15 protein-coding genes and 1 tRNA gene are annotated in these 13,508 nt (G+C 71.6%); 10 read left to right on the top strand and 6 right to left on the bottom strand.

Translation table 11 applies throughout. The features are described from left to right. Nucleotides 1-2: 2 nt before the first annotated feature. On the top strand, nucleotides 3-1,028 hold the full coding sequence (locus OG965_RS22030) for a low specificity L-threonine aldolase (protein WP_371653801.1): 1,026 nt from the start codon (nucleotides 3-5) through the stop codon (nucleotides 1,026-1,028). 131 nt (nucleotides 1,029-1,159) lie between these two features. On the opposite strand, the gene sigJ is transcribed toward OG965_RS22030, so the two are convergent. From sigJ to OG965_RS22010, 4 genes are all read right to left on the bottom strand, one after another. Beyond that, the gene (gene sigJ, locus OG965_RS22025; RefSeq protein WP_371653800.1) at nucleotides 1,160-2,074 is read right to left on the bottom strand and encodes an RNA polymerase sigma factor SigJ; all 915 of its coding nucleotides are present in this window, start codon (nucleotides 2,072-2,074) and stop codon (nucleotides 1,160-1,162) included. Next, nucleotides 2,071-2,847, bottom strand: coding sequence for an SDR family oxidoreductase (locus OG965_RS22020; protein WP_371653799.1), 777 nt, complete (start codon nucleotides 2,845-2,847; stop codon nucleotides 2,071-2,073). The genes sigJ and OG965_RS22020 overlap by 4 nt, the downstream gene beginning before the upstream one ends. A gap of 74 nt (nucleotides 2,848-2,921) precedes the next feature. Continuing rightward, on the bottom strand, nucleotides 2,922-3,845 hold the full coding sequence (locus OG965_RS22015) for a cation diffusion facilitator family transporter (RefSeq protein ID WP_371653798.1): 924 nt from the start codon (nucleotides 3,843-3,845) through the stop codon (nucleotides 2,922-2,924). Nucleotides 3,846-3,858: 13 nt separating this feature from the next. Next, a complete protein-coding gene (locus OG965_RS22010; RefSeq protein WP_371653797.1) occupies nucleotides 3,859-6,102 on the bottom strand; it encodes a germacradienol/geosmin synthase in 2,244 nt (747 codons plus the stop codon). A gap of 160 nt (nucleotides 6,103-6,262) precedes the next feature. Between OG965_RS22010 and OG965_RS22005 the strand changes: the two genes are divergently transcribed. After that, complete coding sequence (locus OG965_RS22005) at nucleotides 6,263-6,871, top strand: HhH-GPD-type base excision DNA repair protein (RefSeq protein ID WP_371653796.1); 609 nt, start codon at nucleotides 6,263-6,265, stop codon at nucleotides 6,869-6,871. A gap of 238 nt (nucleotides 6,872-7,109) precedes the next feature. Here OG965_RS22005 and OG965_RS22000 read toward each other — a convergent pair whose 3' ends face one another. Continuing rightward, a complete protein-coding gene (locus OG965_RS22000; RefSeq protein ID WP_371653795.1) occupies nucleotides 7,110-8,714 on the bottom strand; it encodes a helicase HerA-like domain-containing protein in 1,605 nt (534 codons plus the stop codon). Between the two features lie 96 nt (nucleotides 8,715-8,810). Between OG965_RS22000 and OG965_RS21995 the strand changes: the two genes are divergently transcribed. Beyond that, nucleotides 8,811-9,107 carry a type II toxin-antitoxin system VapB family antitoxin gene (locus OG965_RS21995; protein ID WP_053725882.1) on the top strand — a complete coding sequence of 99 codons (297 nt, stop codon included), beginning with the start codon at nucleotides 8,811-8,813 and terminating at the stop codon, nucleotides 9,105-9,107. 126 nt (nucleotides 9,108-9,233) lie between these two features. Continuing rightward, entirely contained in the window at nucleotides 9,234-9,872 is a 639-nt protein-coding gene (locus OG965_RS21990) for a LytR C-terminal domain-containing protein (protein ID WP_371653794.1), read from the top strand. Between the two features lie 156 nt (nucleotides 9,873-10,028). Here OG965_RS21990 and upp read toward each other — a convergent pair whose 3' ends face one another. After that, nucleotides 10,029-10,664, bottom strand: coding sequence for a uracil phosphoribosyltransferase (gene upp, locus OG965_RS21985; protein ID WP_371653793.1), 636 nt, complete (start codon nucleotides 10,662-10,664; stop codon nucleotides 10,029-10,031). 123 nt (nucleotides 10,665-10,787) lie between these two features. Between upp and OG965_RS21980 the strand changes: the two genes are divergently transcribed. The 6 genes from OG965_RS21980 to OG965_RS21955 all read left to right on the top strand — a co-directional run bounded on the left by OG965_RS21980 (nucleotide 10,788) and on the right by OG965_RS21955 (nucleotide 13,327). Continuing rightward, entirely contained in the window at nucleotides 10,788-10,997 is a 210-nt protein-coding gene (locus tag OG965_RS21980; protein ID WP_371653792.1) for a hypothetical protein, read from the top strand. 145 nt (nucleotides 10,998-11,142) lie between these two features. Next, nucleotides 11,143-11,712: a hypothetical protein gene (locus tag OG965_RS21975; protein WP_371653791.1), complete on the top strand. Its 570-nt coding sequence runs from the start codon at nucleotides 11,143-11,145 to the stop codon at nucleotides 11,710-11,712. A 44-nt stretch (nucleotides 11,713-11,756) separates the two neighbouring features. After that, the gene (gene tadA, locus OG965_RS21970) at nucleotides 11,757-12,185 is read left to right on the top strand and encodes a tRNA adenosine(34) deaminase TadA (RefSeq protein WP_371657021.1); all 429 of its coding nucleotides are present in this window, start codon (nucleotides 11,757-11,759) and stop codon (nucleotides 12,183-12,185) included. A 127-nt stretch (nucleotides 12,186-12,312) separates the two neighbouring features. Beyond that, nucleotides 12,313-12,397 (top strand) — tRNA-Ser (locus OG965_RS21965). A gap of 410 nt (nucleotides 12,398-12,807) precedes the next feature. Beyond that, entirely contained in the window at nucleotides 12,808-12,969 is a 162-nt protein-coding gene (locus OG965_RS21960) for a hypothetical protein (RefSeq protein WP_180357221.1), read from the top strand. Between the two features lie 64 nt (nucleotides 12,970-13,033). Continuing rightward, the gene (locus OG965_RS21955; protein ID WP_371653790.1) at nucleotides 13,034-13,327 is read left to right on the top strand and encodes a Dabb family protein; all 294 of its coding nucleotides are present in this window, start codon (nucleotides 13,034-13,036) and stop codon (nucleotides 13,325-13,327) included. The last annotated feature ends 181 nt before the right edge of the window (nucleotides 13,328-13,508 follow it).

The raw sequence follows: 13,508 nt of genomic DNA, 5'->3' as shown, positions 1-13,508 counted from the left end.
CCGTGTCCGTCTTCCTGGACTTCCGCAGCGACACCCGTACCGCCCCGGACGCGGCGATGCGGGCGGCGATGGCCGCGGCCGAGGTGGGCGACGACGCCTACGGGGACGACCCCTGCGTACGGGAGCTGGAGGAGGAGGGCGCGCGGCTGCTCGGGACCGGGGCGGCGCTGTTCCTGCCCAGCAGCACCATGGCCAACCTGGTCGCGGTGCTGGCGGCCGCGCCCGGCCCCGGCACCCGGCTGCTCATGGGCGCCCAGAGCCACATCGCGCTCTTCGAGGCCGAGGGGATGCGGCGGTTCGCCGGGGTCGAGCCGGTGGCGCTGCCGGAGCGCGACGACGGCGCCCCGGACCCGGACGCGCTGGTCGCGGCGCTGCGCGAGGGCGGCGGGCGGCCGGGGGTCGTGGCCCTGGAGAACACCTGCATGATGCACACCGGCAACGCGCTCGACCCGGCCGAGGTCGACCGGCTCGCGGGGCTCGGCCGGGAGCAGGGGGCGCACGTCCATCTGGACGGGGCCCGGCTCGCCAACGCGGCGGTCGCGCTCGGGGTGCCGGTGGAGAAGCTCGCGGCCCCGGCGGACAGCGTGACGTTCTGCCTGGCCAAGGGGCTCGGCGCGCCGGTCGGGTCGCTGCTGTGCGCGGGCGCGGAGTTCGTCGCGCGGGCCCGGGAGCTGCGGCTGCTGCTCGGCGGCACCATGCACCAGTCGGGCGTGCTCGCGGCGGCCGCCCTGGAGGGGCTCGCGCGGGTGTCCCGTCTCGCCGAGGACCACGCGCTCGCCGCGCAGCTGGCCGAGGGGCTGGCGGGGGTGCCCGGGGCGGAGGTGGGCGACCCCCCGTGCCCCACCAACATCGTGACCGTACGGCTGCCCGGGCGCGACCCCGACGACCTGCGCGAACGGCTCGCGGAGCGGGGGGTGCTCGTACTGCCGCTGCCCACCGGCTCCGTACGGTTCGTGGTGCACCGGGAGCACCGGGCCGAGGCGGTCCCCCTGGTGGTCCGGGCACTCGCGGAAGCGGCGCTCCAGTAGCGGCTGCTCCCCGTTCCCCGACCGCGCTCCGGCCGGTCACCGTGTGACCAGCCGGAGACGGCTCTTGCGGCTGCCCGGGCCGGTCGGCGTGGCTCGGGCGGACGTTCAGGCGGGGGCGGACGCCGAAGCGCTCACGCGTCCGGTACGTGGGTCAGCTTGTCGGGGTTGCGGATGGCGTCCACGGAGGTGATCCGGCCGCCGTCCACGGTGATCGCCACGATCGTGCGGGCACCGTCCCAGTGGTACAGGGCGAGACCGGGCGCCCCGTTGACGTGGGCGAGCCGCAGCCCGTCCGGCGGGACGTGCACCCGGGTGAGGGCGACGATGCCGCGCGCCACGTTGTCGGCGCCGCGCACGATGCCGTGCAGCGCGGTCACCTTGCCGCCGCCGTCGCCGCGCCAGACCACCTCGGGGTCGAGCAGCGAGACCAGCCGCTCCAGATCCCCCTCCTGGCAGGCCTGGCCGAAAGCGCTGACCAACTCGCGCTGGCGGGCGTATCCGGCGGGGTGGTGCGGGCGGCTGCCGTCGACGTGGCGGCGGGCCCGCGAGGCCAACTGGCGTACGGCCGCCGGGGTGCGGCCCACCACGCCCGCGACCTCCTCGAAGGGCAGCCCGAACACGTCGTGCAGCAGGAACGCGGTGCGCTGGGCGGGCGACAGCTCGTCCAGGACGATCATCAGGGCCATCGACACCGACTCGTCGAGCGTGACCCGGTCGGCGGGGTCCTGCTCGTCCGGCGCCTGCTCCACCAGCGGCTCGGGCAGCCAGGTGCCGACGTACCGCTCGCGCCGCACCCGTGCGCTGCCCAGCGCGTCCAGGGCGAGCCGGCCCACCGTCGTGGTCAGCCAGGCACGCAGATCGCGGACGGCCCCCGGGTCCTCAAGGCCGCGCAGCCGCAGCCACGCCTCCTGGACGCAGTCCTCCGCCTCCGCCAGGCACCCCGTCGTCGTATAGGCGACCCGCAACAGCCGGGGCCGCTCCCGCTCGAAGGCGCGGGCCAGTCCGTCCTCGTTGGACAGCGGGCCGCGCCCGCCGGCCGCGCTCACCGCAGCCCCGCGACGCTCGCCCAGACCTGCTCGGTCCGCAGCCACTCCGCGAACGACATGGTGCCGCGCACGTCCGGCCGCTCCACCGTGAGCGCGCCCGCCCGCAGCGCCTGGCCCATCCGGCCGGGCAGCGGCACCGGCATCAGGACGGCCTTGCGCCCGGTGACGTTGCGCCAGACCCGGGCCATCTCGCGGACGTCGGTGTCCTCGGGCCCGCAGACCTCGATCCGCCCCCGGTGCGGCACCCCCTCCGCCACGTCGGCGACCACCCAGGCGGCCTCCATGCAGGCGACCGTGCGCAGCCGGGCCCGGGGCACCGGCACCACCCCCCACTTGGCGGCCGACCCGAGCGCCGAGGCGAGCAGTTCGTGGAACTGGGTGGCCCGCACAATCGTCCAGGGCACCCTGCCCTCCCGTACGACCCACTCCTGCTCGGCCTTGACCTGCATATATCCCATCGGCACCATGTCGCAGCCCACGATCGAGACGCATACGTGGTGCTGTACGCCCACGGCCCGCGCGGCGGCGAGCAGCCGCCGCGATCCGTCCACGAGCGTGCGGGCCACCCCCTTGGCGGTGCCGTGGCCGTTGGCCGCGTCCACCACGACGTCGCACCCCGCAAGGGCGTCGATCAGCCCCTCCCCCGTGGTCAGGTCGACCCGGTACTCCGGTGACCTACGGCTCAGCACCCGCACGCGGTGCCCCCGCGTACGCAGCTCCTCGGCGACGCGGCTACCCAGCGTCCCCGTCCCTCCCGCAATGGCGATGTCCATGTCCCTAGGACGACGCGCCGGGCCCGGATGTGACAAGGGCGTACCGCTCCCCCAGTTGGTGAGCGGGCACGGGCCTAGCTGTGCAGTGCACCGGGGGACTCGGGGTGTCCCTCGGGCTCCAGCTGGATCGTGGAGTGGGCCACGTCGAAGTGGTCGCCGACGCACCGCTGGAGGCGCCCCAGCAGGTCCCCGTACCCGTCGGCCAGCGCGTCGTCGGCCACCACCACATGGGCGGTGAGGACCGGCATCCCGGAGGTGACCGTCCAGCCGTGCAGATCGTGGACCGCCAGCACGCCGGGCTCCTCCAGCAGGTGCCGGCGCACCTCCGCCAGGTCCATGTCCTGCGGGGCGGCCTCCATCAGGACGTGCAGGGCGTCGCGCAGCAGTCCGTACGCCCTCGGCACGATCAGCAGACCGATCACGATGGACGCGATCGGGTCGGCCGCCTGCCAGCCCGTCAGGAGGATGACCAGACCGCCGACGATCACCGCGACCGAGCCGAGCGCGTCGCCCAGGACCTCCAGATAGGCGCCGCGCAGATTGAGGCTCTGGTCCTTGGCGTCCCGCAGCAGCCACAGCCCGACCAGGTTCGCCGCGAGCCCGCCCACCGCGACCGCGAACATCAGCCCGCCCTTGACCTCCACCGGCTCGTTGAACCGGCCGATCGCCGACCACAGCACCCAGACGAAGATCGCCACGAGCAGCAGGGCGTTCAGGACCGCCGAGAAGATCTCCACCCGGTAGAAGCCGAAGGTGCGCCGGGGCGTGGGGGCACGCTGGGCCAGGGTGATCGCGCCGAGCGCCAGCGCGACGCCGACCGCGTCGGTGAGGCTGTGTGCGGCGTCCGCGAGCAGGGCGAGCGAGCCGGAGAGCAGCGCGCCGACCACCTGGATGACGGTGATCGACGCGCTGATGCCGATGGTCCACAGCAGCCGGCTGCGGAACGTGCCGCTCAGGGTGCCCGCGGCCCCGGGTGGAGGTCCATGGTCATGACCCATGCCCGCAAGTCGATCACGCCCCGGTGAGCCCCGCGACCTGGCTGTCCACCGGGCCGCCGGTGGACTGCGCCACCAGCTGGGCGAACCGGAGCGCGGCCGTACCTAGCCCGGAGGAGGCGAGCACCGAGGGGATCACGTTCGGCAGCGAGCCGCCGCGCAGCGACTCGTCGCTGTAGCGGCGCACGCCCCGGTGCCAGTTGAGGATCCCCGCGATCCAGTCCTCGAACTCCTTCACATACGCGTCGAGGGCCGCCCGGCCCTCCCCGTCGAGCCCGAACTCCTCGTACAGCAGCGGGATCTCGGTCTCCTTGATGTGGAGGAACTGCTGCATCCGCGAGCGCACCAGGTCGTCGACGATCCGCACCGAGGCCGGATAGTCGCAGTCGAAGAAGCGCTGCACCACCAGGAGCAGGTTGTGCACCTCGCCCTCGAACTCGATCTCCTTCTGGTACGAGAAGAAGTCGTTGATCAGCATCCCGTAGTCCATCGCGGAGTTCTCCAGGGCGCTCATCGTGCCCGTACGGAAGATCTCCGGCGGCAGCGCGTCCGCGTGCCGCATCCGGCTCAGGGCCACGGTCAGGTCCGAGCCGAAGGTGCGCCGCCGCATCTCGATGTAGTCGACCGGGTCGGGGATGCGGTGCTGTCCCTGGTTGTGCAGCTCCCACAGCCAGCTCTCCAGCATCACCTCGACCGCCTGGCGGAAGCCCTGGCGCCCCTGCGGCGACATCGGGCCCGCCGTGCGCGCCCACAGGTCGGCGAGCGAACGTTCCATCGGGCTCACCGCGAGGGCGCGCCCGCGCTCCGGATCGTCGGCGTCGAGGATGTGCAGGAACCGCTCATGGGCGACCCGCGCACCGACGAGATCGCGCGAACGCCCGTACACCAGCGGGTAGTAGTCGTCCCCGTACGTCCCCCAGGTCAGCCACTCCGCGCTGAGCTCCAGCTCCTCCGGGGTGGCGTCCGGGTCGAGCCCGGCCGAGCAGAGCGCGAAGTCGTAGCCGAGCAGCTTCTGCTCGTCCCAGATGTCGTTGAGCAGGCCCATCCGCCCCGCCCAGGCCACCGAGCGCTCCCGCGCGTCGGCGTGGTGCGGGCTGAGCCCCAGCTCGAAGGGCACGTCGAAGTCGGGCAGCAGGGACGGCCCGACGCGCTCGAACGGCACATGGCCGTGGCTGCGCAGCCGGGCCTGAGCCGGGCGCCCGAAGAGGTTCTTGATGTCCAGCGCCGAGGTGCCGAGCACCCCGCCGAACATCGAACTGCGCTCCTGCGCCTGCTTGTTCATGTACCTGCTGGAGCGCATGTGCCACTCGTGCCCGCCGGACTGCCAGTCCTGCAACCCCTTCACATACGCGGCGATCCGAGCACACTCCTCCGGACTGAGCCCCTTCTCCAGACACAGCGCGGGGACTTCGGTGAGGGCGGTGTTCTCGAACTGCTGAAGCCTGGAGGTGAGGAGATCGTTGACGGTCTCGGCGGCTTCCTGGGTCGTACACCCGAGAAAGGTCTCCAGCACGAGAATCCCGTTGCTCAGCTCCCCTTCCTCCTCCACCTCCCTCTGGTACGAGAAGAGGTCGTTGCGCAGATGGACGCCGTCCGAGAAGGCGTCGGTGAGGACCCGCAGCGGGCGCGAGGACGCCACGGCGGGCGGGAGTTCGGCGTTCGCCGCGTACTCGATGATCCCCGCCGACCAGGGCGCGCCGCCGACCTTGCGGCGCATCTCGATGTACTCGACGGGGTTGGCGATGCGCCCCGCGTTGATGTTGACGAGCTCCCACATCGACTCGTTGAGAAGGTTGCGGGTGGACTCGGCGAACCGTTCCCTCCAGCCGTAGGACATGCTGGGCACGGTCCGCGCCCACAGGTCGGCGAGACCTTTCTCCACCTGGTTGGTCGGCTCGGGAAACCCATCGGCGAGGTCCATGGGCATGAAGGCGGCAAGCCGCTCAAGATAAGCCTTGCCGCCCTCCCGGTCCTGGGTCCGCTTGAACTCTTCGAGAAAGTGATCATCGAAGAAGAACACCCACACGTACCAGTCGGTGACGAGCGACAGGGCTTCCGCGTCGCAGTCGGGGTGGGTGTACGAGCACAGCAGCGCGTAGTCATGGGCGTCGAGGTCGCTCAGCTCCCAGATGCCGGACCCCTCCAGCATGCCCATCCCACGGGCCCACTCGCGGGAGTGGACCCGCGCGGCTTCGAGATGAGGATTGAGCCGGGCCGGATACGGCATATAGAAATCCGGCAGGACGAACGGCTGCGTCACTGGGCTTCCCCTCCTGATGGCACCAGTTGGTCGGCCCCAGCACTACCCGCCGTCCGGGTGGACATTCCGAACGGTTGCGCCAGTCATACGAAAGTGTGAGTTCCCGGGAAAACGGTGACGGCGGGGTGCGAAGCCTGACCACCCCGGTGATCATCGGCGTATGGCACGGAGTGAGAAACCCACGCAGGAGCTGCACTTGTCCCAGCAGCCGGACGCCGACGCGCTGCTCAGCCGCAGCCCTCTGGCCGCGCTGGTCGGCATGCTGCTGGACCAGCAGATCCCGATGGAGTGGGCCTTCGCGGGCCCGTACACGATCGCGACCCGCATGGGCGCGGACGACCTCGACGCGGCGGCGATCGCGTCCTACGACCCGGACGCCTTCGCCGAGCTCCTGAAGCAGAAACCGGCCGTGCACCGCTACCCCGGCTCCATGGCCCAGCGCGTTCAGCAGCTCTGCCGCTACCTGGTGGAGGAGTACGGGGGTGACGCGGAGGCGATCTGGCGCGACGCGCCGACCGGCGCCGACCTGCTGACCCGCCTCAAGGCCCTCCCCGGCTTCGGCGACCAGAAGGCCCGCATCTTCCTGGCCCTCCTCGGCAAGCAACTCTCCGTCCACCCTCCGGGCTGGCAAGAGGCCGCGGGCGCGTACGGCGAACCGAACTGCCACCGCTCGGTCGCGGACATCACGGGCCCGGAGACCCTGGCGAAGGTGCGGGCACACAAACAGGAAATGAAGGCAGCAGCGAGGGCGGCGAAGCCGCCGAAGTGAGGGGGCTGGCTGTTCGGGTGCGGGTTGTCTGTGGCTGAGCGCGCAGTTCCCCGCGCCCCTTAATGCGCCCCTGCGGGGCGCCCAGGGGATTGCCGCGCAGCGGCATTCAAGGGGCGCGGGGCTGTGACATTTGCGGCTCCGCCGCGCGGGCGCGACCAGCCACAGACGGCCCGCAGACGAACGGGGGCCGGGGGCGAAGCCCCGGGAAACCCACCTCAACCCCACCCCCCCCCGGGGGCTATCTGCGGCGGGTGCCGAAGAGGGAGCGGGAGATCTCGCGGCCCAGCTGCGTGCCCACCGACCGCGCCAGAGAGCGGAAGATCCCACTGCCGACCACCTGCTCGGCCAGCGACTTGTCACCCCGCTCCTTCGGCGCCGAGGGGGACTCCAGCGCCGACTCCACCGCCGCAGCCTCCCGCTCCTTCTCCCCCGCCGACAGCTTCTCGAACGCCGACTCGCGGTCGACGGCCTCCGCGTAACGCTCGTACAGGAGGGAGGACTTGACCAGCCGGTCGAGGTCCTCCGCCGGCACCGGCCCCATCAGGGACCGCGGCGCCCGCAGCCGCGTCACCGCGACCGGCGTCGGCGCGCCCGTCTCGCTCAGGACCGTGATCACCGCCTCGCCCGTACCGAGCCCGGTGAGCGTCTCCTCCAGGTCGTACGGCGACTTGGGAAACGTCCGTACCGTCGCCTTCAGCGCCTTCGCGTCGTCCGGCGTGAACGCGCGCAGCGCGTGCTGCACCCGGTTGCCCAGCTGCGCCAGCACATCCGCGGGCACGTCCTTCGGCGTCTGCGTCACGAAGAAGACGCCGACGCCCTTCGAGCGGATGAGCCGCACGGTCTGCGTGATCGACTCCAGGAACGCCTTCGACGCCCCGCTGAACAGCAGATGCGCCTCGTCGAAGAAGAAGACGAGCTTGGGCCGGTCCACGTCGCCGACCTCCGGCAGCCCGTTGAACAGCTCCGCGAGCAGCCACATCAGGAAGGTGGAGAAGAGCTGCGGCTTGTCCTGGACGGCGGGCAGCTCCAGTACGGACACCAGCCCGCGCCCGTCCGGCCCCAGCCGCAGCAGCTCGCTGACGTCGAACTCCGGCTCCCCGAAGAACTCACTCGCGCCCTGCTGCTCGAAGGCGGTGATCGACCGCAGGATCACCCCGGCGGTGACGGACGACAGCCCGCCGATCCCCTTCAGCTCCGGCTTGCCGACATCCGAGACCAGGAAGCCGGTGACCGCCTTGAGGTCCTTCAGGTCGTACAGCTCAAGGCCCTTGGAGTCGGCGTAGTGGAAGATCAGCCCGAGCGACTGCTCCTGCGTCTGGTTGAGTTGCAGGACCTTCGACAGGAGTACGGGCCCGAAGCTGGTGACCGTGGCCCGCAGCGGGATGCCCGCGCCGATGCCGCCGAGCGCGTAGAACTCGCAGGGGAATCCGGCCGCCTCCCAGGTCTGCCCGACCTGCCCGGCCCGCTCTCGCACCTTGGGGCTGTCCTGCCCGGGCGCGGCGATCCCGGAGACGTCCCCCTTCACGTCCGCCAGGAAGACGGGGACGCCGTTCGCGGACAGCTGCTCGGCGATGAGCTGGAGCGTCTTGGTCTTGCCGGTGCCGGTGGCTCCGGCGACCAGGCCGTGCCGGTTGAGCATGGCGAGCGGGATACAGACCGGCGCGTCGGCGTGGCACTGCCCCTCCCAGAGCACGGCCCCGAGCTCCATGGCGGGGCCGGTGAAGGCGTAGCCGGTGGCGATCTCGGCGACGGGGGGAGGGAGGGAGACGGAGGAGGCGACGGGCGGCGCCCCACCCGGGGTCACACCCGCCGACGCGCCCGGCGTCTCGTCGCTGTCGGTCATGGCGAGCCCCCAATGTCGGGTTTGCGGCACTCCGCCCAGGATCGCACTCGCGCACCATGGCTGCGCCCGGAGCCGCTTGCCCGGTAGGCTTTCCGTGTGATCTTCAAGCGCATCGGAAGCGGGCGGCCGTACCCCGACCACGGCCGGGAAAGCACCCGGCAGTGGGCGGACGTCGCGCCGCGCCCGGTCCGGCTCGATCAGCTCGTCACCACGAAGGGCCAGCTCGACCTGGAGACCCTCCTGGCGGAGGACTCCACGTTCTACGGCGACCTCTTCGCCCACGTCGTGAAGTGGCAGGGCGACCTCTACCTGGAGGACGGGCTGCACCGCGCGGTGCGCGCGGCGCTCCAGCAGCGCCAGGTACTCCACGCGCGCGTGCTGGAAATGGACTGAGCGTCACCCGCCGACGGCCGTCCGGACCGATCCGGACTGATCCTTTCGGGCCCTTTACCGCTCATACGGCCGCCATCCATTGATCATTTAGTAGGCATCGCCACCGGGCCGCACTACGCTGCGCACATGAGCATGCTCACTCCCCCCGGCATGGGCGGAAAGTACCGCATCACGGGCGACAAGTACCCGCGGATGCGCCGCCCCCGCCGCCGCGGCCGACTCCTGCTCGCGGCGGTCGCCGCCGTCGTGGCCCTCGGTCTGATCGGCTGGGGGACGATCCAGCTCATCGACGTCTTCGGCGGGTCGGACGACGCGAAGAAGGAGACGGCGGGCGCGAAGCACGACTGCGCGCCGAGCCCGTCGCCGTCCACGGCGACCGCCGCGGCCGCCGCGCTGCCGAAGCCCGCCCAGATCACGGTGAACGTCTACAACGCGACGCCGCGGGGCGGCCTCGCCAAGGAGACGGCGGACGAACTCAAGAAACGCGGCTTCGCCATCGGCAAGGTGGGGAACGCGCCGGAGGAGTACGACAAGAAGGTCACCGGGAACGGGATACTGCTGGGCGCGCCCGGGGCGACGCGGGGCATGTTCTCGGTCCTGGGTACGCAGCTGAAGGGCACGACCCAGAAGACGGACGCCCGCACGACCCCGGACGTCGACCTCATCCTGGGCTCGACCTTCCAGACCCTGGACCCGGCCCAACAGGCGGCCACGGCCCTGGCAACCCTGGGCAAGCCGACGCCGCAGGCTCCCGGCAAGTGTTGAGCCCCTCCCCGCCCCTTCCCTAAACCCTCCGGGGGGAGGGGCGGCAAATTCAGCCCCTCCGGCGTTTGAGGAGCGGGGGTCCGGGGGCAGAGCCCCCGGCAGCGGCGGCGCGCCGACCGGGGGCGTCCGGGGGCCGAGCCCCCGGGCAAGGCCTGGTTACTCCGCCGAGCCGTACATGCGGTCCCCCGCGTCACCCAGACCCGGCACGATGTACCCGTGCTCGTTGAGCCGCTCGTCGACCGACGCCGTCACGACCGTCACCGGCGTGCCCGCGAGCTCGCGCTCCATGACCTCGACGCCCTCGGGCGCGGCCAGCAGGACGACCGCCGTGACGTCGTCCGCGCCGCGCCTGATGAGCTCCTTGATCGCCGCGACCAGCGTGCCGCCGGTGGCCAGCATCGGGTCCAGGACGTACACCTGGCGCCCGGAGAGGTCCTCCGGCATGCGCGTCGCGTACGTGGAGGCCTCCAGGGTCTCCTCGTTGCGGATCATGCCCAGGAAGCCCACCTCGGCGGTCGGCAGCAGGCGGACCATGCCGTCCAGCATGCCGAGGCCCGCCCGCAGGATCGGGACCACCAGCGGACGCGGGTACGACAGCTTCACGCCCGTCGTCGGGGTCACCGGGGTCTCGATGTCGACCTGCTCGGTGCGCACGTCGCGCGTGGCCTCGTACGCGAGCAGGGTGACCAGCTCGTCGGAGAGGCGCCGGAAGGTCGCGGAGTCGGTGCGCTTGTCGCGCAGGGTGGTGAGCTTGTGGGCGACCAGGGGGTGGTCGACGACGTGGAGACGCATAACCCCACAGTAACCGGGCCGACGGCCCGCCCGCGCCGCCCGCGCTGGCATCAAACCACCCACCCGAGGGAAGGTGGGAGGGACTGACGAGGGACTGACACACCCCCGGGGCGGTGCCCACTCATGGCGGACAAGCAGGCGGACAAGCAGCCGGACGAGCAGGACGGCAGGGACGACGCGCGGCCCGAGAGCGCCGCCGAGCGGCGGCGTCGGCGCGCCCAGTTCCTGCGCGAGCTGCACGAGGCGAAGGCCCTGCGCGACCGCGTCCAGCCCCGGCGCGCCCGCGCGGCCCGTATGCGCCAGGCCATGCGCATGCGAACCTTCCGCTGGTGACCTGAGAAACGACGCGTCGGACGCGGGGAACGCGGCCGACGCGCCGACCGGAGAAACGCAACCGCGGAAGAACTCTCGCAACGGCGTTGTTTCTGCAACGATTCCAGTGAAGCCACGGCCGGGGGGACCCCCAACCGGCACGCCTATGACCAGTGGGAGAGTCACGGTGTACTTCGCCGCACTGCTCGCGCGCACCGAAGACGGGTGGGAAGCGAGCGACACGGAGCTCGACGATGTGGAGACCCTCGCCGACCTCGCCGACCTGGCCCGGGAGGCCACGGCGGACGGGGCCGACGACACGGTGCTCGTCTTCATCGAGCAGGAGGATGTCTGGTTCGGCGTCGTCCGCTTGGACGGCGAGGAGGACCCTCGCATCTATGTCTCCAACGCAGCCGCCGCCGCCCGTTCCTCATACGGAGAAATCCTCCTCACCGACGAACTGCTCGGCCGCGATCCGGCCTCCGACGACAGCGCCGACGAGCTGGACGCGCTGGACCTCGACGGCACGGAGGACGGCGACCTCGACGAACAGGAGGACCCGGACGACGAAGCCGTGGACGCCCTCGACCCGGTGCCCGCGGGCCCGCTCGGGGACACCGCGATCCTCGCGGACCTCGGCGTGAGCGAGGGCCAGCTGCTCACGCTCGACTCGGACGCGCTGGTGGAGATCGCCGACGCGCTGGGAGCGGCCGAGGTGCTGGAGGCCGTGCGCTAGTGGCCGTGGCGCACGATCCCGTACGCGACCCCTGGGCGGAGCCGATGCGCACCGCCCTGGGGGAGGCCGGGCGGGCCGCACTGGCCGGCGACGTGCCGGTCGGCGCCGTCGTCCTGTCCGCGGCCGGCACGGTCCTCGCCACCGCCCACAACGAGCGCGAGATCACCGGCGACCCCACGGGGCACGCGGAGATCGTCGCGCTCCGGAGGGCGGCGCAGAAGACCGGGGAGTGGCGGCTGACCGGCTGCACGCTCGTGGTGACCCTGGAGCCGTGCGTCATGTGCGCGGGCGCGTTGGTGCAGTCCCGGGTCGAACGGGTCGTGTACGGGGCGCGCGACGAGAAGGCGGGCGCGGCCGGGTCCTTGTGGGACCTGGTGCGCGACCGGCGGCTCAACCACCGCCCCGAGGTGATCCAGGGCGTCCTGGAGGAGGAGTGCTCCCGCCAGCTGACGGCGTTCTTCCGGGAGCGCTGACCGGGAGCGCCGACCGGGTGTCGGCAGGGCGTCGGCAGGGCAGGTGGGCGGGCGGTGACCCACGTCTCACCCCGGTCGCCGCATACGGATTTCAAACCACGGGCCACCTTGGGCTAAGCTCTCTCTCGGTAGCGTGTCCGAGCGGCCGAAGGAGCTCGCCTCGAAAGCGAGTGTTGCGCAAGTAACCGAGGGTTCAAATCCCTCCGCTACCGCTCTCAGAAGGGCCCCGACAGCGTCGGGGCCCTTCTTGCGTGCCCCGGCGCCCGTCCGGACGCGCGAAAGCCCCGGCCGAGACGACCGGGGCTTTCGTGGCTGGGACGGGGGGAGCGGCATCGGGGGGACAAAGCCGCTCCCCCCGACGAGAACGGGCCTGCAAGTCCATGCCGCGTTCGGGGGGAAGCCTGCGGCGCGGACCCCGCAGTGAGGCCCTGTTCCGGCCCCTCGGATTCCTGCCAGATCCGCTGGGCTCTGGAACCATCCTGCTCCCCTGTCACGTCCGTAACGTCCGGCGAAGGGCCCCGATCCGGGGGCCCTTGGTCCTTAAAGACGGGGTGAGGACGGCGGAAGTGGTGTTGGTTAGACTCACGCGAGCGCACAGGGGAGCCGGGGAGGGTGCACGCACGTGGACGTGAAGAAGGTGCTGCTCTACTGCGCGGTCGTCTTCGTGTTGTACACGATCATCACCTCGCCGGTGGAGGCCGCGGGGATGGTCCAGACGGGGTTCGAGGGGATCTCCTCCGCCGCGAAGGGGATCGGCCAGTTCATGACCGAGCTGGTCCGCTGAGTCGCGAAGGCCTGCTCGTACGATCAGCGGGGGCGCTGACACGTACGCACGGCAAGGAGCACACATGATCCGCCATCTGGTCCTCTTCAAGCTCAACGAAGGCGTGGAGCGCGACGAGGCGCGCGTCGCCGCCGGGGTGAAGGCGTTCGAGGAACTGGACGGGCTCGTCCCCGAGCTGAGGTTCTGGGAATGCGCCTGGAACATCACCGACCGGCCCATCGCGTACGACTTCGCCATCAACTCGGCGGTCGAGGACGCGGACGCGCTGAAGCGCTACCTCGAACACCCGGCCCACCAGGCGGCGGCCGGGCAGTGGCGCGAGTTCGCCACCTGGGTGATCGCCGACTATCCGTTCTGAGCCGGTACGCGACGAGGCCCCGCACCCGGGTGGTGCGGGGCCTTTCGTATGCCCGGGGGCGGGCGCCGGGCGGGCCAAATGCCCAACTTGCCCTCAACACGTGGTTATACGGTGCTTGCACACAGTGGACATGTCTTGTGATGCTATGACCGCTTTTGACGGATGAGTCGACGATGGTTCG

It is taken from the genome of Streptomyces sp. NBC_00224, from assembly GCF_041435195.1.
Classification (GTDB): Bacteria; Actinomycetota; Actinomycetes; order Streptomycetales; family Streptomycetaceae; genus Streptomyces.
This window is presented reverse-complemented; position numbering and strand designations above follow the sequence as displayed.